The organism is Tabrizicola caldifontis (assembly GCF_004762095.1).
Classification (GTDB): Bacteria; Pseudomonadota; Alphaproteobacteria; order Rhodobacterales; family Rhodobacteraceae; genus Tabrizicola; species Tabrizicola caldifontis.
Map to the genome: position 1 here is coordinate 174,493 of NZ_SIJH01000003.1, position 24,094 is coordinate 198,586.

Annotated in this window: 24 protein-coding genes and 1 riboswitch; of the genes, 7 read left to right on the forward strand and 17 right to left on the reverse strand. The window is 70.1% G+C overall.

Features of this window, described 5'->3' with window-relative positions:
* Positions 1-33: 33 nt before the first annotated feature.
* The 5 genes from cobA to cbiE form a co-directional block, all read right to left on the reverse strand.
* Complete coding sequence (gene cobA / locus EYB42_RS03725; RefSeq protein WP_135448338.1) at positions 34-762, reverse strand: uroporphyrinogen-III C-methyltransferase; 729 nt, start codon at positions 760-762, stop codon at positions 34-36.
* A complete protein-coding gene (locus EYB42_RS03730) occupies positions 759-2,078 on the reverse strand; it encodes a cobyrinate a,c-diamide synthase (protein ID WP_205909953.1) in 1,320 nt (439 codons plus the stop codon). Before EYB42_RS03730 ends, cobA begins: the two co-directional genes overlap by 4 nt.
* Positions 2,075-2,857: a precorrin-4 C(11)-methyltransferase gene (cobM, locus tag EYB42_RS03735; protein WP_135448340.1), complete on the reverse strand. Its 783-nt coding sequence runs from the start codon at positions 2,855-2,857 to the stop codon at positions 2,075-2,077. The genes EYB42_RS03730 and cobM overlap by 4 nt, the downstream gene beginning before the upstream one ends.
* Before the next feature lie 145 nt (positions 2,858-3,002).
* Positions 3,003-3,362, reverse strand: coding sequence for a cobalamin biosynthesis protein (locus EYB42_RS03740; protein WP_135448469.1), 360 nt, complete (start codon positions 3,360-3,362; stop codon positions 3,003-3,005).
* Positions 3,359-4,528, reverse strand: a complete 1,170-nt coding sequence (gene cbiE / locus EYB42_RS03745; protein WP_135448342.1) for a precorrin-6y C5,15-methyltransferase (decarboxylating) subunit CbiE — start codon at positions 4,526-4,528, stop codon at positions 3,359-3,361. The genes EYB42_RS03740 and cbiE overlap by 4 nt, the downstream gene beginning before the upstream one ends.
* Here cbiE and EYB42_RS03750 point away from each other — a divergent pair.
* On the forward strand, positions 4,527-5,273 hold the full coding sequence (locus EYB42_RS03750) for a cobalt-precorrin-6A reductase (RefSeq protein WP_135448344.1): 747 nt from the start codon (positions 4,527-4,529) through the stop codon (positions 5,271-5,273). The two genes, cbiE and EYB42_RS03750, sit on opposite strands and share 2 nt — an antisense overlap.
* An 83-nt stretch (positions 5,274-5,356) precedes the next feature.
* Here the strand turns inward: EYB42_RS03750 and cobJ are convergent, their stop codons facing one another.
* From cobJ to EYB42_RS03785, 7 genes are all read right to left on the reverse strand, one after another.
* Positions 5,357-6,091, reverse strand: a complete 735-nt coding sequence (cobJ, locus tag EYB42_RS03755) for a precorrin-3B C(17)-methyltransferase (RefSeq protein ID WP_135448346.1) — start codon at positions 6,089-6,091, stop codon at positions 5,357-5,359.
* The gene (locus EYB42_RS03760) at positions 6,088-6,819 is read right to left on the reverse strand and encodes a precorrin-2 C(20)-methyltransferase (RefSeq protein ID WP_135448348.1); all 732 of its coding nucleotides are present in this window, start codon (positions 6,817-6,819) and stop codon (positions 6,088-6,090) included. The genes cobJ and EYB42_RS03760 overlap by 4 nt, the downstream gene beginning before the upstream one ends.
* 202 nt (positions 6,820-7,021) lie before the next feature.
* Positions 7,022-7,651, reverse strand: a complete 630-nt coding sequence (locus EYB42_RS03765) for a precorrin-8X methylmutase (protein ID WP_135448351.1) — start codon at positions 7,649-7,651, stop codon at positions 7,022-7,024.
* A complete protein-coding gene (locus EYB42_RS17455; protein WP_205909954.1) occupies positions 7,635-8,921 on the reverse strand; it encodes a precorrin-3B synthase in 1,287 nt (428 codons plus the stop codon). Before EYB42_RS17455 ends, EYB42_RS03765 begins: the two co-directional genes overlap by 17 nt.
* Positions 8,922-9,063: 142 nt before the next feature.
* The gene (gene cobN, locus EYB42_RS03775; protein ID WP_135448353.1) at positions 9,064-12,450 is read right to left on the reverse strand and encodes a cobaltochelatase subunit CobN; all 3,387 of its coding nucleotides are present in this window, start codon (positions 12,448-12,450) and stop codon (positions 9,064-9,066) included.
* Positions 12,451-12,556: 106 nt separating this feature from the next.
* Complete coding sequence (gene cobW, locus EYB42_RS03780; protein WP_135448356.1) at positions 12,557-13,591, reverse strand: cobalamin biosynthesis protein CobW; 1,035 nt, start codon at positions 13,589-13,591, stop codon at positions 12,557-12,559.
* Positions 13,588-13,953, reverse strand: a complete 366-nt coding sequence (locus EYB42_RS03785) for a DUF1636 family protein (RefSeq protein ID WP_135448358.1) — start codon at positions 13,951-13,953, stop codon at positions 13,588-13,590. Before EYB42_RS03785 ends, cobW begins: the two co-directional genes overlap by 4 nt.
* 91 nt (positions 13,954-14,044) lie before the next feature.
* A riboswitch (cobalamin riboswitch) is annotated at positions 14,045-14,242 on the reverse strand.
* 36 nt (positions 14,243-14,278) lie between these two features.
* Between EYB42_RS03785 and cobO the strand changes: the two genes are divergently transcribed.
* Positions 14,279-14,911, forward strand: a complete 633-nt coding sequence (cobO, locus tag EYB42_RS03790) for a cob(I)yrinic acid a,c-diamide adenosyltransferase (RefSeq protein WP_135448361.1) — start codon at positions 14,279-14,281, stop codon at positions 14,909-14,911.
* A 339-nt stretch (positions 14,912-15,250) separates the two neighbouring features.
* On the opposite strand, the gene EYB42_RS03795 is transcribed toward cobO, so the two are convergent.
* From EYB42_RS03795 to EYB42_RS03805, 3 genes are all read right to left on the reverse strand, one after another.
* On the reverse strand, positions 15,251-16,687 hold the full coding sequence (locus EYB42_RS03795; protein WP_135448363.1) for a cobyric acid synthase: 1,437 nt from the start codon (positions 16,685-16,687) through the stop codon (positions 15,251-15,253).
* Between the two features lie 83 nt (positions 16,688-16,770).
* The gene (locus EYB42_RS03800) at positions 16,771-17,256 is read right to left on the reverse strand and encodes a gluconokinase (RefSeq protein WP_240783949.1); all 486 of its coding nucleotides are present in this window, start codon (positions 17,254-17,256) and stop codon (positions 16,771-16,773) included.
* Positions 17,253-18,008, reverse strand: a complete 756-nt coding sequence (locus tag EYB42_RS03805; protein WP_135448365.1) for an SDR family oxidoreductase — start codon at positions 18,006-18,008, stop codon at positions 17,253-17,255. Before EYB42_RS03805 ends, EYB42_RS03800 begins: the two co-directional genes overlap by 4 nt.
* A gap of 83 nt (positions 18,009-18,091) precedes the next feature.
* Between EYB42_RS03805 and EYB42_RS03810 the strand changes: the two genes are divergently transcribed.
* Positions 18,092-18,994: an SMP-30/gluconolactonase/LRE family protein gene (locus EYB42_RS03810; RefSeq protein ID WP_135448367.1), complete on the forward strand. Its 903-nt coding sequence runs from the start codon at positions 18,092-18,094 to the stop codon at positions 18,992-18,994.
* Positions 18,985-20,385: an NADP-dependent phosphogluconate dehydrogenase gene (gene gndA / locus EYB42_RS03815; RefSeq protein WP_135448369.1), complete on the forward strand. Its 1,401-nt coding sequence runs from the start codon at positions 18,985-18,987 to the stop codon at positions 20,383-20,385. Before EYB42_RS03810 ends, gndA begins: the two co-directional genes overlap by 10 nt.
* Positions 20,386-20,450: 65 nt before the next feature.
* Here gndA and EYB42_RS03820 read toward each other — a convergent pair whose 3' ends face one another.
* Entirely contained in the window at positions 20,451-20,702 is a 252-nt protein-coding gene (locus EYB42_RS03820; protein ID WP_135448371.1) for a type 1 periplasmic-binding domain-containing protein, read from the reverse strand.
* 288 nt (positions 20,703-20,990) lie between these two features.
* The gene (locus tag EYB42_RS03825; RefSeq protein ID WP_135448373.1) at positions 20,991-21,911 is read right to left on the reverse strand and encodes a zinc ABC transporter substrate-binding protein; all 921 of its coding nucleotides are present in this window, start codon (positions 21,909-21,911) and stop codon (positions 20,991-20,993) included.
* Between the two features lie 65 nt (positions 21,912-21,976).
* On the opposite strand from EYB42_RS03825, the gene EYB42_RS03830 reads away from it, so the two are divergent.
* The 3 genes from EYB42_RS03830 to EYB42_RS03840 are packed head-to-tail and all read left to right on the forward strand — an operon-like array spanning position 21,977 to position 24,016.
* Positions 21,977-22,480, forward strand: a complete 504-nt coding sequence (locus EYB42_RS03830; RefSeq protein ID WP_135448375.1) for a transcriptional repressor — start codon at positions 21,977-21,979, stop codon at positions 22,478-22,480.
* Positions 22,477-23,241 (forward strand): ATP-binding cassette domain-containing protein, encoded by a 765-nt coding sequence (locus EYB42_RS03835; protein WP_135448378.1) that lies wholly within the window; start codon positions 22,477-22,479, stop codon positions 23,239-23,241. Before EYB42_RS03830 ends, EYB42_RS03835 begins: the two co-directional genes overlap by 4 nt.
* Positions 23,234-24,016: a metal ABC transporter permease gene (locus EYB42_RS03840; protein WP_135448473.1), complete on the forward strand. Its 783-nt coding sequence runs from the start codon at positions 23,234-23,236 to the stop codon at positions 24,014-24,016. Before EYB42_RS03835 ends, EYB42_RS03840 begins: the two co-directional genes overlap by 8 nt.
* The last annotated feature ends 78 nt before the right edge of the window (positions 24,017-24,094 follow it).

Here is a 24,094-nt window from a genome sequence, read left to right on the forward strand (position 1 = left end):
CGTCCGGTCAAGGTGGAAGGCGACCGACCGCGATCAATCCGCGACGCCGTCGGCCAGACGGCCATAGAGGATCAGGCCGGGCAGGGGCGAGCGGTCGCCGGCCAGGGCTTCGGCCAGGGCGGCGACGGTGGTCCGGTGCAGGCGCTGGTCCGGGGTGCTGACGGCTTCGGCCAAGAGTGCGGGCGTGTCGGGCGGCAGGCCGTGGGCGATCAGCGCCGCAGCGAGCGCGGGGAAGGTCCGCTTGCCCATGTAGACCACCGTGGTCGCGCCGGGATCTGCCAGCGCGGGCAGGTTCAGCCCGGGCGGCAGGTTGCCGGTGACATCGGCGGCGGTGATGAACTGGATGCGCTGGGCGTGCTGGCGCCGGGTCAGCGGGATCCCCGCCGCCGCCGCCGCCGCCGAAGCGGAGGTGACGCCCGGAATGATCTCGCAGGGGATGCCGGCGGCGCGGACGGCGGCCAGCTCTTCCTCCAGCCGGCCGAAGATGCCCGAATCGCCCGATTTCAGCCGCACCACCCGGGCGCCGGTCCGGGCATAGTCCACCAGAAGCCGGCTGACGTGGTCCTGCTTGGGCGAGGCCCGCCCGGCCCGCTTGCCCACACCGACCATATCCGCCCCCGGCTTGGCCAACGCAAGGATCGGACCCGAGGACAGGTCGTCGAACAGCACCGCATCAGCTGCCTCGAGCGCCCTGACCGCCTTGACGGTCAACAGGTCTGGGTCGCCGGGTCCGGCAGAGACGAAATGGACAAATCCGGTCATTGGGCAGGTGCGATCAGGTGAAAGAAGGTGCCGGTCGATAGCCCGCCGCCGGGCTGGAGTCGAGTGCTCCCGGTCTCCTCGACCGGGGCGCCGGTGGCGTCGGTCACCTCGCCCAGCGGCGCATCGGGCTGGGCGAGGATGGTGGAATAGTGGAACTCGTGCCCGCGCAGGGTGCTGCCCGGTGCATGGCCGGGGATGCCCTGCGCCAGCCGTGCGAGGCGATAGCCCAGATGCATCCGGCGTTTCTCGAAACTGGTGACCAGACCCAGAAGCCCCGCCATCGGCCAGCACGCACCATCCCGGTCGATGATCGCCTCGCCCATGGCCATGTAGCCGCCGCATTCGCCATGCACGGGCTTGCGGTCGGCAAAGGCGCGCAGTCCTTCGCGAAAGCGCGTGGCCCCGGCAAGCGCGGCCCCGTGCAGCTCGGGATAGCCGCCGGGCAGCCAGCAGACATCGGCCGAAGGGTCCGGGGCCTGGTCGGCCAGGGGCGAAAAGGGCAGCACCTCGGCCCCGGCCCGGCGCCAGGCGTCCAGAAGATGCGGGTAGACGAAGCTGAAGGCCGCGTCCCGCGCCAGGGCGATGCGCTGGCCGGGCGGGGCGATCGGCACCAGTGGGGCCGGACGCAGCGCGCTGTCCGCCGCGGCGATCAGGGCGTCGAGGTCCACAGCCTCGCGCACCAGATCGCCCACCGCGCGCAGCAGGTCGGTCAGCGCGGGCAGCTCCACGGCCTGCACCAGGCCCAGATGCCGCTCCGGCATCGCGATCACCCCGCGCTTGGGCAGGGCACCCAGGACCGGCAGGCCCGCCTCCTCCATCCCGGAGCGCAACAGCGCCTCGTGTCGGGGCGAGGCGACGCGGTTCAGGATCACCCCCGCCAGCCGCAGCCCCGGCCGGAAGCGTGCCAGCCCCTGCGCCACCGCCGCCGCCGTCTGCGCCTGACCGCTCGCGTCGATCACCAGCACCACCGGCCAACCCATGCGCAGGGCCAGGTCCGCCGCCGCGCCATTGCCGCAGGCCCCCGGCGCCGCCACCCCGTCGTAAAGGCCCATCGACCCCTCGGCCAGGACGAGGTCGGCGCCCTCGGCCAGCCCGGCCAGCCCATCCAGCATCGGCCCCGGCATCGCCCAGCTGTCAAGGTTCACCGACTCGCGTCCCGAGGCCGCGCGGTGAAAGGCCGGATCGATGTAATCCGGCCCGTTCTTGAACGGCTGGACCACCAGCCCCCGGTCGCGCAGGGCGACCAGAAGGCCCAGCATCACCGTGGTCTTGCCCGTGCCGCTGGCCGGGGCCGAGACCATCAGGCCGGGAATCATCGCCCCGTCTCCGGAAATCGCGGATCGGTGCCCACCGGGCGATAGCGCCGGTCGTAGTCGCCCGCGTAAAGTCGGCTTTCCGCGAACCCCTCCTGCGCCAGCGCCCGCCCGACCAGGATCAGCGCCGTCCGCTCGCCCTTGCCGATCGAGGCATCCAGCGTGGCCAGCGTCGCCCGCAGCACCCTCTCCTCGGGCCATGAGGCGCGGAACACCACCGCCACCGGGCAGTCCGGCCCGTAGAAGGGCATCAGCCGCGCCACCACGTCGCCCAGCACATGCACCGACAGATGGATCGCCAGCGTCGCCCCCGTGCGGGCGAAGGCCTCCAGACTCTCGCCCTCGGGCATCGGCGAGGCCCGGCCCGAGGTGCGGGTCAGCACCACCGATTGCGCCAGCCCCGGCAGGGTCAGCTCTGCCCCCAGCGCGGCGGCAGCGGCGGCAAAGGACGGCACCCCCGGCGTCACGTCATAAGGGATGCCCAGCGCGCGCAGCCGCCGCAGCTGTTCGCCCATCGCCGACCAGACCGACAGATCGCCGGAATGCAGCCGCGCCACGTCCAGCCCCGCCGCATGCGCCGCGGCGATCTCGGCCATGATCTCGTCCAGGCTCATCGGCGCGGTGTTCACGATCCGGCAGCCGGGCGGACAATGCGCCAGCACGCCTTCCGGCACCAGCGACCCGGCATACAGACAGACGGGCGAAGCCGCGATCAGATCGCGCCCCCGGATCGTCAGCAGATCCGCCGCCCCCGGCCCCGCGCCGATGAAATGGACGGTCATGTCAAACCCCTCGCGTGTTCCGGCACTTGCCCTTTACCCAAATACTCCCGCCGGAGGCCTGTCCGAGCCGGTTGCGCGGCACCCGGGCCGCGCAGAGGCGAGACACAGGCTTGCGCCGCAAGGCGCTCCTTTCTGCCCCGATGTCTCATACCCCACCCTCGGCAATCGCCGCCGTGGCCATCCCGTCTGCGGACACCGCCCGCGCACCCCGCAGCCGCGCGCCCGGCCCCGCCGCCGCCAGCGCCGCCGCCTCGGCCAGCGAGCCCGTCCCGAATCGCGCCACCACCCGCTGCGACCGCGTGACCGTCGCCAGGCCAAGCAGCGCCTCCTCCGGCACGGCGACCACGGGCAGCCGCAGTTCCCGGCCCAGATCCGCCAGCCCCCCGGCCTTGCCCTCCACTGTCGCAAGATGCGTCACGCCCGCAGGCCCCCCAGCGCCGGAAAGCGCGTCGCGCAGGGCGGCCAGCGTCACCCCCGACCGGAACCCGAAGCCCGCCACGATCATCGCACGACGCTCCATTGCAGGATCGGCAGCGCCGCGCGCCAGCCGCGCTTGCGCCCGATGGCGGCGGGCTCGGACAGTTCGATCCGCAACAGGCTGCCGCCCACCCGCGCCGACCAGTCCAGCACCAGCGCCTCGGTCTCCAGCGTCACTGCGTTCAGGACCAGCCGGGCCCCTTCGGGCATCATCTCCCACAGCCGCGCCAGCAAGGCCTCCGACGCCCCGCCGCCGACAAAGACCGCATCGGGCGGCGGCAGGCGTTCCAGCCCCTCGGGCGCACGGGCCTCGGTCAGCCGGTGGCGGTGCGACAGGCCGAAGGCCGCGGCATTGCCCCGCGCGCGCTCGGCCCGCGCCGGATCGGCCTCCAGCGCCTCGACCCGCGCGCCTCCGGCCAGCAGCCATTCGATGCCGACCGACCCCGAGCCCGCCCCGATGTCCCAGAGCAGCTCGCCGGCCCGCGGCGCCAGGGCGGACAGCGTCAGCGCGCGGACCGGGCGCTTGGTAATCTGGCCGTCATGGGCAAAAAACGCATCGGGCAGGCCGCCGGCCCGCGGCAGCCCGGGATCGGTGGCCTCGATGGCCGCCGAGACCGGGGCCCCGATGGGGCCGTGCGGCAGCCCCTGCGTGATCCGCTCCAGCGGGCCGCCCAGCCGTTCCAGCACGGTCAGGCGGGCGTTCGGATGGCCGTTCGCCGCCAGCCAGGCCGCGAGGTCCGCCACCGCCGCCCCGTCGCGCAGGGTGCAGACCACCCGCACTCCGCGCCCCAGCACCGGGCGCAGCCGGTCGAAGGGCGCGGCATGCAGGCCAAGGCACTGCACCTCCTCCAGCCGCCAGCCGAGGCGGTTGGCCGCCAGCTGGAAGCTGGACGGCGCGGGATGCGACACCCACTCGCCGGGCGACAGATGCGCCATCAGGCTGCCACCGGCGCCGAACCAGAACGGATCGCCCGAGGCGAGGACGACCACCCGTTGCCCGCGATGCTCCAGCACCGGGGCGATGTCGAAGGGCACGGGCCAGGGGCGGCCCCTCTTCCCCGCCTCGACCAGCGCCAGATGCCGCGGGCCGCCGAACACGACCTCGGCCCCTGCTAGGGCGGCACGGCTTGCGGGCGACAGGCTCTCCGGTCCATCCTCGCCCAGACCGATGATCGTCAGCCAGGGATCAGCCATGCCCCCCCTCCTTCCGCCGCGCGTCCTTCTCCTCGGCGGCACCACCGAGGCCGCCGCCATGGCTCGCGCGCTGGCCGAGGCCGGGGTGGAGGCGGTCTATTCCTACGCCGGACGGACCGAGGCCCCCGTGGCGCAGCCCCTGCCCGTCCGCATCGGCGGCTTCGGCGGGGCCGAGGGGCTGGCGGCCTATCTTCGGGCCGAGCGGATCACGCATCTCATCGACGCCACCCATCCCTTCGCCGCGCGGATGAGCCGGAACGCGGTGGAAGCCTGCGCGGCCACGCAAACCCCGCTGATCGCGCTGGAGCGTGAGCCCTGGCAGGCTGGCGAGGGCGACCGCTGGACCCATGTCCCCGATGTCGCCGGGGCGGTTGCGGCCCTCGGACAGGCCCCGCAACGGGTGTTCCTCGCGATCGGTCGCCAGAGTCTTGATGCCTTCGCGGTGGCGCCGCAGCACCATTACCTCTTGCGGCTGGTGGACCCGCCGACCGAACCGCTGCCTCTGCCACGGGCCGAGGCGGTGATCGCGCGGGGGCCCTTCACGGTTCAAGGCGACCTTGCCTTGTTGCGGGACCATGGCATCGAGGTGATCGTGGCCAAGAACGCGGGCGGCGCGGGGGCAGAGGCCAAGCTGGTCGCCGCGCGGCAGTTGGGCCTGCCGGTCATCCTGATCGACCGGCCCCCGGTGCCGGAGCGTCGGGTGGCGAGGACCGTGGCCGAGGTGATGGGCTGGCTTGCCCGCTAGGGGGCGGCTCGTCGAGCCCTTCGGGCACTCCTCGCTTACCGGCTCCGAGGAGGAACCGAAGTGAACGACGAGGCGCACGGTGATCATTTGGCACTCCTGGGCGAATAGACCCAGCGCCCGACACGGCGGGTGGCGGAATTGCCGAGGATCACCACAGTGCGCATGTCGGCCATCTCGGGCGTGGCCTCACCGAGGGTGACGGTGGTCAGCCGTTGCTCGGGGGTGGAGACGGCACGGGCGAAGGTGATGAGGCGGTTCGGCCCGCATTCCTCGCGCAGGGTGGCGAGGGCCTTCACGAACCCCTCCGGGCGGCTGGCCGAACGGGGGTTGTAGAAGGCCATGGCGAAATCGGCGCGGGCGGCGTGGCGCAGGCGGGTCTCGATGATTTCCCAGGGCTTCAGGTTGTCGGACAGGTTGATGCAGCAGAAATCGTGGCCAAGCGGTGCGCCTGCAGCGGCGGCGGCGGCAAGCATCGCGGTGATCCCGGGCAACACGCGGATGTCCAGCGCCTGCCAGTCCGCGCGACCCTCGAGCGCCTCGAACACGGCCGAGGCCATGGCGAAGACGCCGGGATCGCCGGAGGAGACGACGACGACGCGGCGGCCTTCGGCGGCCATCGCCAGCGCGGCGCGGGCGCGGTCGAGTTCGACGCGGTTGTCGGACGGGTGCAGCCTCAGCCCCTCGCGCGGCGCAACGCGGGCGACATAGGGGATGTAGCCGACAACATCCGTCGCCTCGGCCAGGGCGGCCGAGACCTCGGGCGTGACCAGCCGGTCGTCGCCGGGGCCGAGGCCCGCGATGGCCAGCCAGCCGCTCATTCCGGCAGCTCCGGGCGGCGGCCGTGGCCGTGGACGATCACGATAGCGAAATAGGGACAGTCGGCGGGATCGACCTCGGCAAGCCGCGCGACGCGCTGGTTCGGCATGGTGCCGCGTTCCACCAGCCAGGCGGCGTGCAGCCGGCCCGCCCGTTCCAGCGCGCGGCGGACGCGGGGCAGGTTGCGGCCGGTTTTCATGATGACCAGCGCATCGGCCTGTTCCATGTGGCGGACGAGGTCGTCTTCGGGCAGCGTGCCCATCAAGACCGTCAGCACATCGTCACCCCAGGTGATCGGCGTGTCGGTGGCGGTCCAGCAGCCGGTCATCCCGGTGATACCGGGGATCACCTCGACCGGCACCCGGCCCTGCAGGCGCGAATGGAGGTGCATGAAGCTGCCGTAGAAGAACGGATCACCCTCGCAGAGCACGACGACATCCTCGGTCTCTGCCAGCGCGGCGAGGCGGTTCGCCCAGTCGTCGTAGAAATGCGCCAGCGCCTCGATGTAGCCGGGGCTGTCGAAGGGAAGTTCCGTGGTGACGGGGTATTCCATCGGGTATTCGATGGCATCGGGGGGGAGCATCCCCTCGACGATCCGGCGCGCCTGACCGGCGCGGCCTTCCTTGCGGAAATAGGCGACATGTTTCGCCGCGCCGATGGTGCGGGCGGCCTTGAGGCTCATCAGCTCCGGGTCGCCGGGGCCGAGGCCCGCACAGATCACGCGGCCCATGTGCGGCCCCCTTTCCGGGCGCGGTTGAGCCCCCCACCCCCATCCCCTCCCCACAGGGGGGAGGGGAGGCGCGGAGTCGGCGAAGTCCGGGCCATGGACGATCGGGTTTGTGCGCGCGGGTTGCCCGGGGCATTTCCCCTCCCCCCCGTGGGGAGGGGAGAGGGGTGGGGGGCACGGCATGGATCAGGCATGACGGCCATGGTCATTCCTTTCTCGATGCCAAGGCATTGACGGCCGCCACGGTGATCGCGCTGCCACCGAGGCGGCCCTTGACGATGAGGCTAGGGGCCGGAGGGGCCGCCATCAGCGCATCCTTCGACTCGGCGGCGCCGACGAAGCCCACGGGGCAGCCGATGATCGCGGCGGGGCGGGGGCAGGCGGGGTCTTCCAGCATGTTCAGAAGGTGGAACAGCGCGGTGGGCGCATTGCCGATGGCGACCACCGCCCCGGCCAGATGCGGTCGCCACAGTTCCAGGGCGGCGGCGGAGCGGGTGTTCTGCATCTCTTTCGCCAGCGTGGGAACCTTGGGGTCGTGCAGGGTGCAGATCACCGGGTTGTCCTTTGGAAGGCGGGCGCGGGTGATGCCCTCGCTGACCATGCGCGCGTCGCAAAGGATTGGCGCGCCGTCTTCAAGCGCGGCCCGGGCGGCGATGGCCATGCCGGGGGTGAAGCGGATGTGCGGGGCAAGTTCAACCATCCCGGCGGCGTGGATCATGCGGACGGCGACGACCTCTTCCTCGGGTGTGAAGCGGGCGAGGTCGGCCTCGGCCCGGATCATGGCGAAGCTTTGCAGATAGATTGCGGCGCCATCGGTTTCATAGACGTGGGGCATGGGTGGCCTTCAGGTGGTCTGGGATCGCCTGCGCAGGAAGGCTGCGCAGGCTGGGCGTGTCATGGGCGGTGCCGTTCCGGATCAGGTCGTAGCCCTGGCCGGTGGCGGTGAGGGTCAGGGGCGCGGGGCCGGGATGGGCGCAACCCTTGGCGCAGCCGGAGATGTGCAGGGTCTGGCCGGGCGCAAGATGTGGGGCGAGCTGGCGGGCGAGGGTGCGGGTATCGCCCAGCCCCTGCGGGCAGGCCGGGGCGCCGGTGCAGGCAGTGATCCGCAAGAGCGGTTCCGAGATGTCGGTGATGAGGCCGGGGATGGCCGGAAGTTCGGTCGCACCGGCGATCAGGAGCATGCGCCAGGGCGTCGGGCGGATCTCGTGCCCAAGGGCGGCGAGGGCGCGAAGGGTTCCGGCGCGCATCTGGCCGAAGGCGAGCGCGAAGAGGGCGCCGTCGGAGTGCAGACCGGGGCCGGGCGTCGGCAGCGGCTTGGCCGGGGCAAGGGTGCAGTTGGGTGGGACGATGCCACGAGCGATGAGGGCCGCCATGCGCCCCCGGCCATCGGTGATGCCGCCACTGGCGACGAACCAGTCGGCCATGGCGATGGCGTCTGCGGCGAGGTCGGTGACGGGCTGCCCGAAAGGGAAGCCATCGGGGCGCAGGATCAGGCTGCCGTCTGCGCTGCGCTCGACGCGGATGTCGGCGGAGGCACCCGTCAGGACGGGGCGCGGGCCGGTGTCCAGCGCGAAACCGAACTTGCCGGGCAGTTTCGGCATACGGGCAAGGGCGGCCGTCAGGGTTGTCGCAAGGCTGTCGGTGTCGGCCTCTGATCCCGACGGGTGCCCCCCCTCCCCATCCCTCCCCCACCCTGGGGGGAGGGAGGCCCCCGGGGCGAGCGTTGCGCAGACCTGTCTGGCCGGATGGCTCCCCTCCCCCGCGTGGGGAGGGAGGTATAGGGAGGGGGGGCTGGTCCGGAAGGGCGTGACGATGAGGTTGCGGAGGGTTTCGGTCTCGACGTCGGGGTCGATCAGGCCCTGGGCGCGGAGGTCGTCGATGAGGTGCGGGTGCGAGGCCTCGGTCACGCCGCGCAGTTGCAGGTTGGCGCGGGCAGAGAGGTCGATGATGCCGTTGCCGTGGGTTTCGGACGCTGTCGCTATGGCTGCGGCTTGCTGCAGGGTCAGGCGGCCCATAGGCGGACGGATGCGCACGACGAGGCCGTCGCCGGATTGCATCGGGCGGAGGGCACCGGGGCACCAGCCCTTGATCTCCCAGGCGGTCATGCGGCGGCCCCTCGGGTTCGGGCAGTTGTTGAAAGGAGCGCGTTCCGCGCGCGCCTTTTGTCTCGCCTCTGCGCGCGAAGAGCGCGCAACCGGCTCGGGTGGCCTCCGGCGGGGATATTTGCGAACGGAAGAAATGCCGGGGTCATGCGGCACCATCCAGCCGGGCAGCGATGGAGTTGCGGCGCGTCTGCCATAGACCCGCATCGCGCAGGCGGCGGAAGAGGTCTTCCATCGCGGCAAGTGCCGCGGGGTTCTCGCGCGCGAGGAAGTCGCGGACTTCGTCGCGGCCCAGGGTGGCCTCGTGGTAGAGGTCGAAGAGGTGCGGCGGGACGACCTGGGCCAGATGCGCGAAGGCCGCCATGTGGTCGAGGGTGGCGGCGATCTCAGCGCCGCCCCGGAAGCCGTGGTGCATCATGCCTTCCGCCCAGTGCGGATTGGCGGCGCGGGCGCGCACGACCCGCGCGATTTCCTCGGTGAGGGTGCGGGCTTGCGGCGTGTCAGGGCGGGTCGCGTCGATGTGGTAGAGGGTGGGTTTCGCGCCGCCCAGCCTGGCCACGGCGGCCGCGAAGCCGGCCTCGTGCGCGGCGTAGTCGGCGGCGATCAGGACATCGGTTTCGGGCAGATCCTGGGCATGGACGAAGCTGTCGGCGGCGAGGACGCGGGCTTCGAGCGCGGCGCGGGCCTCATGGGACTGGCCGTCGGGACCGATGGCCCAGGAGGACGCGGTGAGCCAGGCTTCGCCCGCGGCGGCGCGGGCCTCGTCTGTGAAGGTGTCGGCGGCGGTGCCCATGCCCAGGCCGTAGAGGCCGGGCTTCGGGCCGAAGACCCGCGCGGTGCGGGTGATGTAGGGGTTGTCCTCGGGGGGTTCGTCGCGGCCGGAAAGGGCCTCGGCGCCGGCTTCGAAGAGTTGCGCGAGGCCGGGGAAGACGTCGCGGAAGAGGCCGGAGACGCGGAGGGTCACGTCGATCCTCGGCCGGCCGAGCAGCGCCAGGGGAATCACCTCGAAGCCCGAGACCCTGGCCGAGCCGTCGTCCCATCTGGGCGCGAGGCCCGCGAGGTGCAGGGCCATCGCGAATTCCTCGCCCGCCGTGCGCATCGTGGCGCTGCCCCAGAGGTCGACGACCAGCCCGCGCGGATAGTCGCCGTGGTCCTGCAGGTGGCGTCGGATCAGTTCTTCGGCCAGCTTGACGCCCTGGGCATGGGCGTTGCGGCTGGGCACGGCGCGGGGATCGACACTGAACAGGTTGCGCCCGGTGGGCAGCACGTCGCTGCGACCCCGGTGGGGAGAGCCTGCAGGCCCGGGGGCGACGCGGTGGCCGCTCAGTGCGGCGAGAAGGCCGTCGCGTTCCCCTGCCCCGTCGCCGAAGATGTGGAGGCCTTGGCCGAACTGGCTTTCCTTCAGGTCGCAGACGAAGCGGTCGATCCGGGTGATCGCCTCGGCCGGGGTAGCGTGGACTGGCAGGCCGAGGTCGGCCGCAACACCGGAGGCCGCAGCCTCATCGCGGATTGCCGAGATCAAACGGTTGCGCCGGGCGGGATCCAGCCCGTCGGCGGTGGAATACTCATCCAGCAGCCGCTCCAGCCGATGCAGTTCCGGTGGCAGGCAGGACTGTGCCAGCGGCGGCGGCAGGTGGCCCAGCGTGACGGCGCCGATCCGGCGTTTCGCCTGCGCGGCCTCGCCGGGGTCGTTGACGATGAACGGGTAGATGACCGGGGTGGGTCCAAGCAGCGCCTCGGGCCAGCACGTGTCGGACAGCGCGACGGACTTGCCCGGCAGCCATTCCAGCGTGCCATGCGCGCCCATATGGATCAGGGCATGCAGGCGCTCCGACCGCAGCCAGAGATAGAAGGCGACATAACCGTGGCGCGGCGTGCGCGAGAGGTCGTGATAGTCGCTGTCCCGCGTCGCGACCTCGCCGCGTTCGGGTTGCAGGGCCACAAGCACGTGACCGCGGCGGGTCGCAGGGAAGTGGAAGGCGCCATCACGGACCAAGGGGTCGGCGGCGGGGTCGCCCCAGGCGCGATGCAGGTCGTCGCGCAGCGATTCGGGCAGGCATTGCAGCGACGCAAGGTAATCGACCAGCGGCCAGGACAGCGTCTCGCCCAGCGCCTGCGGCAGCGGGGCGCCGGGGGCGGTGGCATAGCCATGCGCGGCCAGTGTTTCCAGCACCCGCTCGGTCGAGGCCAGCGCGTCGAGGCCCACCGCATGGGCCGTCTGATGCGCCCGGCCGGGGTAGGTGGACAGGATGATCGCCAGCTGCCGCTCGGCAGCGGGGGTGGCGGCCAGGCGGTGCCAATGCGTCACCCGGTCCACCACCGCGCTGATGCGGCCGGCATCGGCATGGTGGGCAAAGCGCGAGAACTGAAGCGCCGGGTGGCGCTTGCCCGGGCTCTTGTGGCTGACGATCCCGGCGAACAGCCGGCCATCGACTTCGGGCAGCACCACATGCATCGCCAGATCGGCGGGCGACAGGCCCCGCTCGGATGCGGCCCAGTCGCGGCGGCGGGCGGTGGACAGGGCAACCTGGAACACCGGGCAGGATGCCGCGTCGAAGGGCGTGCGGCCCGCATCGTCGCGGGCCGAAAAGGCCGTGGCGTTCACGATCGCCACAGGCGCGCATTGCGACAGATGCGCCGACAGCCAGTCGGCCACGCCGGGCGCCTTCAGGCTGGGGACGAAGGCGCCGAGGGCGGCAAAGCCTGCCTCGCGGAAGGCCCGGATCAGCGCATCCACCGGGCCGGTGTCACCCGCGGTCAGATAGCTGCGGTAGAAGGTGACGAGGACGGAGCCTTTGGCAGGCCCCCCCCCCTCCCCATCCCGCCCGAACGCGGGGGGGAGGAAGCCGCGGATGGCGGTGTCGCGATGTTCCTGTGGCGGCGTCTGGGGAGGAGCGTCGGCGGCCTGGTGCCTCCCCTCCCCCTCTGTGGGGAGGGGATGGGGGTGGGGGGCCTCCGGCGCGGGAATGACCCCGCGCTCGGGATCGTAGAACCCCATCTGCGGCACGGTCTTGTCGCCCATCACCGGGGCGGCGTAGATGCCGGCGGCCAGCGCCAGTTGCGCCAGCGCGGCATGGGCGGCGACGGCGCCCCCCTCGTCGCAGAGCGCCTGCAGCCGGCGCAGGGTCGATACGGGCAGGGTGGACAGTTCGTCCAGGCGCGGGTCGAGGCGGCCGTCGGCGGGCAGAACCGCCAGCGCCATGCCGTTGCGGCGGGCCAGATCCTGCAACGTAGCCAGTCCATAGGACCAGTAGGCCTCGCCCCCGATCAGGCGCACCAGCACCGCCTTCGCGCCGGACAGCGTGCGTTCGGCATAGGTATCGACCGAGACGGGATGTTTCAGCGCGACAAGGTTGGCCAGCCGCACCGAAGGCGCGTCGCCCGCGCGCGACATGCGTTCATAGCCCGCCGCGAAGGCGCCGAGGTCGCTGTCGGAGAAGGACAGCACCACCAGATCGGCCGGTTCCTGGCCAAGGTCGAAGGGCGTCTCGGTTTCCTCCAGCCCGTGGCTTTCGCGGAAGACGACATGCATCGCTCAGGCCTCCGACAGGGGCGAGCCCCCCCACCCCGCGCCTCCCACACGGCAGGGGGAGGGAGGTGCCCGGTGCCCGAGGCATGGGATAGGGCGATCCATAGTGTCAGGCCCCCAGAACCCTGCGGATCGCGGCTTCGTCAATGTCGTCATGCTCGGCGATCACCACCAGCTGCGACCGGCGGGGCGCATCGCCCCAGGGGCGGTCGTATTGCAGGCGAACGCGGGCGCCGACGGCCTGCACCAGAAGGCGCAAGGGTTTGCCGGCCACCGCGACATGGCCCTTGACGCGCAGGATGTTCAGCTCCTCGGCCAGGCGGCGGATCGCGGCGGCCATGGCCTCGGGGTCGGCGATCTCCGGCAGGTCGATCACCACGCTGTCGAAATCCTCGTGTTCGTGATCGTCGGCGCCATCATGATGCGACGGGCGGGCGGCCAGGTCGTCTTCGGCCGCAGCGTTCAGGCCCAGCACAACACGCGGGTCGATAACGCCTTCGGTCATCGGCAGCATCGGTACCGGGCGGTTCAGTTCCGCCGCGATCACCTCTTTCGCCGCGGCAAGCCCCGCTTCTCCGGCCAGGTCGGCCTTGGACAAAAGGATCAGGTCAGCACAAAGGATCTGGTCCTCGAAGACTTCGGACAAGGGCGTTTCGTGGTCGAGGCTGGGATCGGCGGCGCGCTGGGCCTCGACCGCCGCGACATCAGGAGCAAAGCGCCCGGCGGCCACCGCCTCGGCATCGGCAAGGGCGATGACCCCGTCCACCGTGATGCGGCTGCGGATCGCGGGCCAGTCGAAGGCCTTCAGCAGGGGCTTGGGCAGGGCAAGGCCCGAGGTCTCGATCAGGATGTGGTCGGGCCGCTGCGGCAGGGCCATCAGCTGCTCGATCGTCGGGATGAAGTCGTCGGCGACAGTGCAGCAGATGCAGCCGTTGGCAAGCTCGACAATGTTTTCCGCCGGGCACATCTCATCCGCGCAGGATTTCAGGATGTCCCCGTCCACGCCCACGGTGCCGAATTCGTTCACCAGGATCGCCAGCCGCCTGCCTTGCGGGTTCTGCATCAGGTGGCGGATCAGCGTGGTCTTCCCCGCGCCAAGGAAGCCGGTGATCACGGTGACGGGAATCTTGGTAAGGTCGGTCATGAGTTGGGCTCCAGAGGCGGGATGCGGGCGATGCTCTGCTTGCGAAACACGGTTGGGCGGTCGCGCCAGGGCACGATTCCATCGGCGGTGGCGGCATATCTGCGGGCGCCTTCCAGGATTGCAGGCACATCGTCAAGGGCCAGGCGGCCATAGACGTAGGACCAGGCGCCGGGCTTGCTGAGCGAAACGGTACAGCCGTTGTCGCAGGCCGAAAGACATTCGACCGCGACGATGCGCACGCCCTCGGGCGCACCGGCAGCCAGAAGCGCGGCATGAAGCCGCGATCCGGGGCGGGGGGCGCCCTCGGGCACCGGTTCCCCGGCCTTGCAGGTGGTGCAGACGTAAAGGGTCGCGCCCGTCATTGCCCGTCCTTCAGGCGAATGGGGTGGGCCAGCGAGGGGCGACCCCGAACCTGGGACCGCCAATCACCGGTCGCGGAACACCCCGTCCGCCGGTTACCTTCCCGCGCTGGCAGGTCTCCCGGCTTGCGGATACAGGGTTTCCCCAGCGGTCCCCGCCTTCCCGGCTGATCGCCAGTGGCCATGGAACCTCTCCGGTCACGGTCGCGGGGGCGGCTGCCTGGGTCGCTTCCGACCTGTCGCATTCCCTCTTGGCCTGTCATAGACAGGAACCAGCGCCCGTCCACCTGTGGCAGATGGGCCCCCAATGTCAAGGACACGACCGACCATGACCGAAGCTGATGCGACACCCGCGGCTGACGAGCTTGCCCGCCACGCGCAGAAGATGGCCAAGAAGAAGGCCGCGCGCGACCGGATGATGGCAGGAAAGGCAGGCGAAAAGGGGCTGATCATCGTCCTTACCGGGGCGGGGAAGGGCAAGTCATCCAGCGGCTTCGGGATGATCCTGCGCTGCATCGCGCACGGGATGCCCTGCGCGGTCGTGCAGTTCATCAAGGGCGCCTGGGACACGGGCGAACGGCGGCTCCTGACGACGCATTTCTCCGACCTCTGCCAGTTCCACGCGATGGGTGAGGGCTTCACCTGGGAAACCCAGGACAAGGCGCGGGACATCGCGGCGGCCCGGGCAGGGTGGGACAAGGCGAAGGAGCTGATCCGCGACCCGAAGATCCGCATGGTCCTGCTGGACGAGATAAACATCGCGCTGCGCTATGATTACCTGGACATCGGCGAGGTGCTGGAGTTCCTGAGGACGGAGAAGCCGCCGCTGACCCATGTGGTCCTGACCGGACGCAACGCGAAGGACGAACTGATCGAGGCCGCCGACCTGGTAACGGAAATGACCTTGGTCAAGCATCCGTTCCGGGCGGGCATCAAGGGCCAGCCGGGAGTGGAGTTCTAGCCGCGGTCGTCATTGTGGGAACGGATGCCGATCGCGGGCATCCGCGTTGCGGCCCGGGGGCCACCTGCCCCCGAACCCCCGGCGATAGTTGTGCAGATAGGAAGCAGAAGGCAGGTCGGAAACCCCACTGCCAGGCTATTCTGCCGGTGGGGTGTCTTCCCCTCTGACGGTCATCGGCGTCCCCGCCTGTACCGCAGGAAAGGCAATTGCCGATTCGGATAAACGGACCATCAATGCCAAGGTCTTCCTCTCTGCACAAATATCCTCGGGGGGTGAGGCGCGCAGCGCCGAGGGGGCAGACGGCCCCCCTGCGCTGTCGATCGCAGGCAATGCGCCGGGCTAGCGCGAGCCGGCCAGCCGCAGCAGGGCCGCGCAATCCAGATGCGCCGCAAGGTGGTCTGCGAGCGCATCAAGCGTCTCTGCGACGTTCTGGTCATAGCTGCCCCCCCCTGGCACCGCGCCGAGGCTGCCAAGAAATGCGCGACGGAAGGCGTCGGCGCTGAACATCCCGTGCAGGTAACTGCCCATTACCCTGCCGTCGGCGCGCATGGCACCTTCAGGTTGGCCCTGCACAGTGAACATGGGCCGGGCACGGTCGGGCCCCTCGGTACGGCCCAGGTGGATTTCATAGCCCCGCACCTCGGTGCCCGAAGCGGGGTGGACCGCAGCGGTTTCCGTGACGCGCTTGTCTGGGGTCATGGTGGTCGTCACATCCAGAAGTCCCAGGCCCGCAACGCACGCCGGTTTGCCCTCGATGCCCTCGGGGTCGGCGATTTCGTGCCCCAGCATCTGATAGCCGCCGCAAAGACCCAGCACCCGTGCCCCCCGGCGCAGGGCGGCGGCAAGGTCGATGTCCCAGCCTTGAGAACGGAAATGGGTCAGGTCGGCGATGGTGGCCTTCGATCCGGGCAGGATGATCAGGTCGGCCTCGACCGGAAGGGGCTGGCCGGGACTGACGATCCGCAGGGTGACGCCGGGCTCCTGCGCCAGCGGGTCGAGGTCGTCGAAATTGGCAATGCGGTTGAGATGCGGGACGGCGATGAGAAAGTCGCCGCTTCCCCGTGTTCCGCCCAGATCCGCGGCGTCCTCGGCGGGCAGGCGATGGGCATCCGGGAACCAGGGCACGACACCCAGGCCGGGCCAGCCGGTGCGGGTCTCGATCAGGCGGTAGCCGTCGTCGAAGAGCCGCGGGTCGCCACGGAACTTGTTGATCAGAAAGCCCCGGATCATCGCGGCATCGGCGGGGTCGAGCACGGCCTGGGTGCCCACAAGCTGGGCGATGACGCCACCGCGGTCGATGTCGCCGGCCAGCACCACCGGCACGTCGGCGGCGCGGGCAAAGCCCATGTTGGCGATGTCGCCCGCGCGCAGGTTGACTTCGGCCGGGCTGCCAGCGCCTTCGACGATCACGAGGTCAGCCTCGGCCTGCAGGCGGTTGAAGCTGTCCAGCACCGGGGCCATCAGCTGCGGCTTCAGCGCGGCATAGTCGCGCGCCTTGACCGTGGTCAGGCGGCGACCCTGCACGATGACCTGGGCGCCGGTCTCCGATTCGGGCTTCAGGAGGACCGGGTTCATGTCCACATGGGGGCGGACCCCGCAGGCGCGGGCCTGCAGGGCCTGGGCGCGGCCGATCTCGCCCCCAACCGCAACGGCGGCGTTGTTCGACATGTTCTGCGGCTTGAAGGGCCGCACGGTCAGGCCCTGGCGGGTGAAATGGCGACACAGCCCGGCGACAAGAAGCGACTTGCCCACGTTCGAGCCTGCCCCCTGAATCATGATCCGCGCGGATCGCTTCCGGATGTCCTGCACTTTCGGTCACTCCATGACCCGGCGATGCTTCGGCGCGTGCTGCGGAAAGGTCAAGGCGCGATGCGTGCGGCCGCCTGCGCCACCAGATCTTCGACGGGGCCGGCGATGTCCAGCGTGATCGCCTCGTCGGGTCCGGGCGGCTCCAACGCGGCGAACTGGCTGTCGAGCAGCGCGTGCGGCATGTAATGGCCAGTCCGGGCTGCCATTCGCGCGGCTATCAGGTCGGGATCGCCCGTCAGATGGACAAAGGTTACCGGCCCGCCCGCCCCTGCGCGGATCCGGTCGCGATAGGCCCGTTTCAGGGCAGAGCAACCCACGATCACCGGTGCCTGATGTCGCAGCACCGCGGTCACCCGATCCAGCCAGGACCAGCGGTCGGCATCGGTCAGCGGAATGCCGGCGCGCATCCTGTCCACGTTTTGCTGGGGATGCAGGTCGTCCCCGTCGCGGTAGGGCACGCCCAACCGGGCCGCCAACGCCCTTCCGACCGAGGTCTTGCCGCAGCCCGAAACACCCATGATGACGATTCGCCTCACAGCGACACCGATATCCCGCCATCGACATAAAGGATGTGGCCGTTGACGAAGCTTGCCGCATCCGACGCCAGGAAGATGCAGGCACCCTTCAGCTCTTCCACCCTGCCCCAGCGTCCGGCAGGGGTGCGCTTCACCAGCCAGTCGGAAAACGCCGGGTCGGCCACCAGCGCGGCATTGAGCGGCGTGTCGAAATAGCCTGGGGCGATGGCATTGCAGGTCAGGCCGTGCCGCGCCCAGTCGGTCGCCATGCCCTTGGTCAGGTTGCCCACGGCCCCCTTGGTTGCGGTGTAGGGTGCAATTCCCGGCCGTGCCAGCGCGGTCTGCACGGATGCGATGTTGATGATCCGTCCCCGCCCGCGCGCGATCATGTGCCTGGCGACGGCTTGTCCGACATGAAAGACGGAGGCGATGTTCGTCTGCATCAGCCGCTCGAAGGCCTCGGGCGGGAAATCCTCCAGCGGCGCGCGGTGCTGGATGCCAGCGTTGTTTACCAGAATGTCGATGGGCTTTCCTGCGGCCTCGAATCCGTCCACCGCCGCGCGCACGGCGGCATGGTCGGTCACATCGAAGACCAGAGCCTCGGCCCCCGGAAGGCGCGCGGCCGCAGCCCGTGCGCGGTCTGGATCGCGTCCGTTGATCACAACCTGCGCCCCGGCCTCGGCAAGACCCTGTGCCAGGGCAAAGCCGATCCCTTGCGCTGCCCCGGTTACCAGGGCGCGGCGGCCAGTCAGATCGAACAGCGGATGGGACATGGTGCCTCCGGGCATGGTCAGCGCCAGGTTTCGGCTTGACCGGGGCGCTGTCAGGATGAAGCTAGCGCTAACGGAGGTGCCCCATGACCGCAAGCCCAAGCTGGTATCAGGCCGTTGATCCGGTCTTTTCGTCCTATGTGCTGTTCAACGCCCCCCTGAAGAAGCTGGCCGAGGGCTTCGACTGGGCGGAAGGTCCGGTCTGGTTCGGCGATCACCAGTGTCTGTTGTTCTCTGACATCCCGAACAACCGTATCCTGCGCTGGAGCGAGGGCGGCCTGACCACCTTCCGCGCGCCGTCGAATTACGCCAACGGCCATACGCGCGACCGCGAAGGGCGTCTGATTTCCTGCGAGCACGGGCTGCGGCGCGTGACGCGGACCGAATGGGATGGTTCCATCACCGTCATCGCCGACAGCTACCGGGGCAAGCCGCTGAACAGCCCGAACGATGTGGTCGTGGCCCGCGACGGGGCGATCTGGTTCACAGACCCGCATTACGGGATCATCACCGATTACGAAGGCTTCCGGGGCGAACAGGAACTGCCCTGTTCGGTCTATCGCGTCGATCCCGACGGCAGCATCGAGGCGGTGATCACCGACATGGCCTGCCCGAACGGGCTGGCGTTCAGCCCGGACGAAGGCCTGCTTTACGTTGCCGATACCGGTCGTGCGTTCAGCGGCGATCCGCAGCACATCCTGGTGTTCGACATGTCGTCGGGGCGACCGCGGGGCGGGCGGGTGTTCCACAAGATCGAGCCGGGCTGCGCCGACGGCATCCGGGTTGATTCGGATGGCAACCTCTGGTCCTCGGCCCGGGACGGGGTGCATTGCATCCACCCGGACGGGCATCTGATGGGCAGGATCCTCGTGCCCGAGACCGTGTCGAACCTCTGCTTCGGGGGCCGGGCGAAGCATCGGCTGTTCATCACCGCGACGACCGGGCTCTACTCGGTCGTGCTGAACCGCAGGGGGGTTCAATGGCCGTGAAACCGCAGCTCGGCCTGATCGGCCTTGGCACCATGGGTGCGGCCCTGGCGCTGAACATCGCCGAAAAGGGTTTTCCGATCGCAGTCTGGAACCGCACTGCCAGCGTGACGCGCCGCTTCCATTCTGCGGCGGGGGCGCTGGCAGAACGGATCGTGCCGGCCGAGACCCTGGCCGATCTGGTCGCAGCAATGGCCGCGCCAAGGGCAATCATCCTGATGGTTCCCGCCGGAGAAGCCGTCGATGCCCAGCTTTCCGCCCTGGCCCCGCTTCTGGGTCCGCAGGATCTGGTCATCGACGCAGGCAATGCGAATTTCCACGATACCGACCGCCGCGCCGCGGCGGGATGGCCCTTCCGCTTCATGGGCATCGGCGTCTCGGGCGGCGAGGCAGGCGCGCGCCACGGGCCGGCGATCATGGCCGGGGGCAAGCCCGAGGACTGGGCGCGAATGGCACCGGTGCTGCGGGCGATTGCTGCAAGGGCCGAGGACGGCACACCCTGCGCCGATCACATGGGCGAAGGGGGCGCGGGCCATTTCGTCAAGATGGTACACAACGGCATAGAATATGCCGACATGCAGATGATCGCCGAGGTCTACGGCATCATGCGCGACGGCCTGGCAATGGCTGCGCCCGAAATCGCGCCGGTCTTTGCCCGCTGGAACGAAGGGGTGCTGCGGTCCTATCTGGTCGAGATCTCGGCCGCGGTCGCGGCGGCGCGCGATCCGGTCACGGGCGGGCCGATGCTGGACATGATCGTGGATGCGGCGGGGCAGAAGGGCACCGGGCGGTGGACCGCGATCGAGGCCCAGCATCTGGGCGCACCGATCCCGGTGATCGAGGCCGCCGTCATGGCGCGCAACGTCTCGGCCCGCCGGGCCGAGCGGGCGGCGGGCGAGGCGCTTTACGGCCCCGCACCCGAACCGGCGGTCGTGCCGCTGGAGGATCTGGAACAGGCACTGATCGCCGGCAAGATCCTGTGTTATGCGCAGGGCTTTGCCATGATGCGGGCGGCGGCGGAAAGCTTCGGCTGGGCGCTGGACATGCCGGCGATCGCCCGGGTCTGGCGCGCTGGCTGCATCATCCGCTCGGCCATGCTGAACGACATGGCCGAAGCCCTGGCCGAAGACCCCGGTCGCAACCTGATCCTGGCACCCTTCTTCGCCAACACCCTGCGCCGCGGCCTGCCGGCCCTGCGCCGTGTCGTTGCAGCCGGCGCGCTGCATGGCCTGGGCCTGCCTGCCCTTTCGGCAGGTCTGGCCTGGTTCGACATGATGCGCACGGCGCGCGGCACCGCCGACATGATCCAGGCCCAACGAGATTACTTCGGTCTGCATGGCTTCCAGCGGCGCGACGGACTGGACCGCCCGCACGGCCCCTGGGCGGAAGGCTGAACCCTGTTCTGGCGGGATGCCGGGCAGATTCTCGGGCCCGTAGGGCACCATCGCCGGGGCGGGTATCAGGTCTGCCTTCGTCCTCCCATCACGCCGCGCTTGCCCGCACGACCTCGGGCCAGGTGGTCGCTGCCGTCGCAGGCCAGGCGGGCCACACCCGGCACATCGGGAAGGATGGTCACGACCGGGCGCCCGCCGCAGGCGAGGTCGGCAAGCGACGCTTGGATGAGGGGGGCGTCCGGGGCGCCCACGATCACCGCACCAAGGGGCAAGCGTCGCGTGGCGGCACCGATGGCGGCGGGGGTGCCGTCGTTCATCAGGATGCGCTGAATGGCGATCCAGCTGTCCGGAAGTCGCAGCAGACGCCGGAATTTCCACCGCCATCCGGGCCACGAAGGGACGTTCCGCCCGGGCCATAACTTCACGGGTCCGCAGGTGACTGGCAGGCAGGATGCGGTTCTGGCCCGGTTCCCGCGCCGCCATCAGCATACCCCGGCGCAAGTCCCCGCCCACGATGCCGCGGTTGATCGGCACGCGGTCCGCCCTGGCCGTGACAACCCCGACACAACGCGCGGCGCAGGGTCCTGTCACGGGCTGCGGCCGGATCAGGATCCTTCGGACAGGCAGTCGGCGATGGTTTCGGCCATGCCGCGCAACAGGGCGGCATAGGCATCCGGCCCCGGCTCCAGGGTCGAACCCACGGGATCGAGCGCCCCCCCCACACGCACGCCCGTCCCCTCGGCCATCTGCGTCACCAGCGCGGGGTCATGCTGCGCCTCGGGGAAGATGCACAGCGCGCCGCCCGCCTCCAGTGTGGCGCGCAACTGCTTCAGCCGCTGCGCCCCTGGCGAGGCCGCGTCACCCAGCGCAATGCTGCCAGCCAGGGCAAGCCCGTAATGATCGGCAAAATAGTCGTATGCCGCGTGAAAGGTCACGATGGGGCGGTCCTTCGCCGGCGCGAGGATCGCGGCAACCTCGGCATCCAGCGCGACGATCTGCTCTGCCGCGGCCGACGCATTCGCGGCATAGGTCGCGGCGTTGCCGGGGTCCAGCCGCGACAGGTCAGCCGCGATAAGGCCCAGCCAGTGCCGCCCGTTGGCGGGATCCAGCCAGGCATGCGGGTCGATGCCGTCATGGGCATGGCCGTGATCATCGTGATCGTGGTCATGCCCATGATCATGTCCCCCAGCCGGATCGCCGTATGCGCGGGCAAAGGTGCCCGGCGCGTCAAGCAGGCCCAGAACCGCCGCGCCCTCGGGCCGGGTCATCAGGGCACTGTCCAGCCACGGTGTCAGCTCCGGCCCGATCCACACCACCAGATCGGCGCCCGCCACCGACGCCGCCTGACTGGGGCGCAACTGGAAATCGTGTTCATCCGCGCCACGCGCCAGAAGAAGCTCAGGCTGCCCGAGCTCGCCCATGACCTGGGCCACCAGAGCATGAACGGGTGGTATGTCGGTCACCACCGACGGCACTTCGGCAAGGGCCGGGGCGCTGGCCAAGGCGAATGTCATGATATAACGCATGTCGGGCCTTTCACTTCGTCTGGCCGCCTCTATGTATGTTATATTATAACAGGTCAACCCCGATCATGGCCCTTGCCCGGAAACCCGCCGACCCCCTTCACGCCTTTGCGGCCCATGACCACGGCAATTGTTCGCGCGATGCGCTGGCCCGGGCCGAGGCGATCACCACGGCGGCCGGAGCGCGGCTGACGCCCGTGCGCCGCCGGGCGCTTGAGATCCTGCTCGAAGACCACCGTGCGCTGGGCGCCTATGACGTGCTGAACCGGCTGGCTGGGGAAGGCTTCGGCAACCAGCCCCCCGTCGCCTATCGCGCGCTGGAATTCCTTGTCGCACATGGGCTTGCCCACCGCATCCAGCGGCTGAACGCCTTTACCGCCTGCACCCATATCGGCAATGCGCATTCGCCCGCCTTCCTGATCTGCCGCAGCTGTTCGACCGTGGCCGAGGCCGCCGCCGGCGCGATCCGCACCGCACTGGACGCGGCGGCCGACGAACAGGGCTTTGTCGTCGAAATGTCCACCATCGAGGCACTGGGCCTCTGCCCAGCCTGCCGGAGTGCCGCAGCATGAGCAGCCTGATCGCCGCAGATCGTATCTGTGTCCGCTTTGGCGAGGACGAGGTGCTGCATGATGTCAGCCTCCAGATTTCTCCGGGCGAGATCGTGACGATTCTCGGGCCAAACGGGTCGGGCAAGTCCACGCTTTTGCGGGCGCTTCTGGGTATTGTTCCGGTGGCCGAGGGGCGCATCCTTCGGCAGGCTGGGCTGCGCGTGGGCTATGTGCCGCAACGGCTGACCATCGACCGGACCATGCCGATCACCGTGCGCCGTTTCCTGTCGCTGCCGGTGCGGGTGACGGATGCCGAGGCAGATGCCGCCCTGGTGCGCGTGGGCATGGCCGGGCATGGACAGGACCAGATGATCGCGCTGTCAGGCGGGCAGTTGCAACGGGTGCTTCTGGCCCGTGCCCTGCTGGGCAAGCCACAGGTCCTTATGCTGGACGAGCCCACGCAGGGTCTGGACCAGCCGGGCGAAGCCGCCTTCTACCGGCTGATCGAGCAGGTCCGCCGCGAGACTGGTGCCGCGGTGCTGATGGTCAGCCATGACCTGCATGTGGTGATGGCTGCCAGCGACCGCGTGATCTGCCTGAACGGCCATATCTGCTGCGAAGGTACGCCGCGCGTCGTGTCCACCGCGCCGGAATACCGGGCACTGTTCGGGTTGGGCACACAGGGGGCGCTTGCGCTCTATCGCCACGAACACGATCACGAACACCGGCCCGAGGACGGCCACCACCATCACCCCCACGACCACGGCCATCACCATGCTTGACGATTTCCTGGTTCGGGCAGGGCTTGCTGCGGTGGGTCTGTCGCTGGCGACCGGCCCGCTGGGCGCCTTCGTCGTGTGGCGGCGGATGGCCTATTTCGGCGACGCGACCGCCCATGCCGCCGTGCTGGGCGTGGCGCTGGCCCTGGCGATCGACCTGCCCATCGGGCTGGGTACGCTGGTTGTGGCGCTGGCGATGGCGGTCACGGTGGCGGGGCTTTCGGCGCGAGGCTGGGCGATGGACACGACGCTCGGCGTGCTTGCGCATTCGGCGCTGGCCTTCGGTCTGGTTGCGGTCAGCTTCTTTCCTACGGTGCGTACCGATCTGTCGGCCTACCTGTTCGGCGACATCCTGGCGGTCAGCAAGGCGGAACTGGGCCTCGTCTGGCTGGGGTCGCTGGCGGTGCTGGCCCTGCTGGTCTGGCGCTGGTCGGCGCTTCTGACCAGCACGCTTTCCGAAGACCTCGCCCATGCCGCCGGCCTGCGCCCCGACCGAGAGCGTCTGGTCCTGGTCGTGGCGCTGGCCCTGGTCGTGGCCGTCGCGCTGAAGATCGTCGGCGCGTTGCTGATCGCGGCCATGCTGATCATCCCTGCCGCCGCCGCCCGCAGCCTGGCCCGCACGCCCGAGGCGATGGCGGGCCTTGCCGTCCTGATCGGCGCAATCGCCGGGCTGGGTGGCCTGGGGCTTTCGCTGTGGCAGGACACACCGACCGGGCCATCGATCGTGGTGATGGCGACAGGGCTGTTTGCGGTCGGGGCCCTGGTCCGCCGGGCCTGACCGGCAGAAATTTTCCCCCCGACTGCCCGAAGCCTGCCGCATTTCCCGGTTAGGACCGGACGAAGGTGATGCAAGGGG

Bases quoted from the DNA above. Each gene is read 5' to 3' on its own strand.
- cobA (WP_135448338.1), bottom strand. From the start codon at position 762: ATGACCGGATTTGTCCATTTCGTCTCTGCCGGACCCGGCGACCCAGAC.
- EYB42_RS03730 (WP_205909953.1), bottom strand. From the start codon at position 2,078: ATGATTCCCGGCCTGATGGTCTCGGCCCCGGCCAGCGGCACGGGCAAG.
- cobM (WP_135448340.1), bottom strand. From the start codon at position 2,857: ATGACCGTCCATTTCATCGGCGCGGGGCCGGGGGCGGCGGATCTGCTG.
- EYB42_RS03740 (WP_135448469.1), bottom strand. From the start codon at position 3,362: ATGATCGTGGCGGGCTTCGGGTTCCGGTCGGGGGTGACGCTGGCCGCC.
- EYB42_RS03750 (WP_135448344.1), top strand. From the start codon at position 4,527: ATGCCCCCCCTCCTTCCGCCGCGCGTCCTTCTCCTCGGCGGCACCACC.
- cbiE (WP_135448342.1), bottom strand. From the start codon at position 4,528: ATGGCTGATCCCTGGCTGACGATCATCGGTCTGGGCGAGGATGGACCG.
- cobJ (WP_135448346.1), bottom strand. From the start codon at position 6,091: ATGAGCGGCTGGCTGGCCATCGCGGGCCTCGGCCCCGGCGACGACCGG.
- EYB42_RS03760 (WP_135448348.1), bottom strand. From the start codon at position 6,819: ATGGGCCGCGTGATCTGTGCGGGCCTCGGCCCCGGCGACCCGGAGCTG.
- EYB42_RS03765 (WP_135448351.1), bottom strand. From the start codon at position 7,651: ATGCCCCACGTCTATGAAACCGATGGCGCCGCAATCTATCTGCAAAGC.
- EYB42_RS17455 (WP_205909954.1), bottom strand. From the start codon at position 8,921: ATGACCGCCTGGGAGATCAAGGGCTGGTGCCCCGGTGCCCTCCGCCCG.
- cobN (WP_135448353.1), bottom strand. From the start codon at position 12,450: ATGCATGTCGTCTTCCGCGAAAGCCACGGGCTGGAGGAAACCGAGACG.
- cobW (WP_135448356.1), bottom strand. From the start codon at position 13,591: ATGACCGACCTTACCAAGATTCCCGTCACCGTGATCACCGGCTTCCTT.
- EYB42_RS03785 (WP_135448358.1), bottom strand. From the start codon at position 13,953: ATGACGGGCGCGACCCTTTACGTCTGCACCACCTGCAAGGCCGGGGAA.
- cobO (WP_135448361.1), top strand. From the start codon at position 14,279: ATGACCGAAGCTGATGCGACACCCGCGGCTGACGAGCTTGCCCGCCAC.
- EYB42_RS03795 (WP_135448363.1), bottom strand. From the start codon at position 16,687: ATGATTCAGGGGGCAGGCTCGAACGTGGGCAAGTCGCTTCTTGTCGCC.
- EYB42_RS03805 (WP_135448365.1), bottom strand. From the start codon at position 18,008: ATGTCCCATCCGCTGTTCGATCTGACTGGCCGCCGCGCCCTGGTAACC.
- EYB42_RS03810 (WP_135448367.1), top strand. From the start codon at position 18,092: ATGACCGCAAGCCCAAGCTGGTATCAGGCCGTTGATCCGGTCTTTTCG.
- gndA (WP_135448369.1), top strand. From the start codon at position 18,985: ATGGCCGTGAAACCGCAGCTCGGCCTGATCGGCCTTGGCACCATGGGT.
- EYB42_RS03820 (WP_135448371.1), bottom strand. From the start codon at position 20,702: ATGAACGACGGCACCCCCGCCGCCATCGGTGCCGCCACGCGACGCTTG.
- EYB42_RS03825 (WP_135448373.1), bottom strand. From the start codon at position 21,911: ATGCGTTATATCATGACATTCGCCTTGGCCAGCGCCCCGGCCCTTGCC.
- EYB42_RS03830 (WP_135448375.1), top strand. From the start codon at position 21,977: ATGGCCCTTGCCCGGAAACCCGCCGACCCCCTTCACGCCTTTGCGGCC.
- EYB42_RS03835 (WP_135448378.1), top strand. From the start codon at position 22,477: ATGAGCAGCCTGATCGCCGCAGATCGTATCTGTGTCCGCTTTGGCGAG.
- EYB42_RS03840 (WP_135448473.1), top strand. From the start codon at position 23,234: ATGCTTGACGATTTCCTGGTTCGGGCAGGGCTTGCTGCGGTGGGTCTG.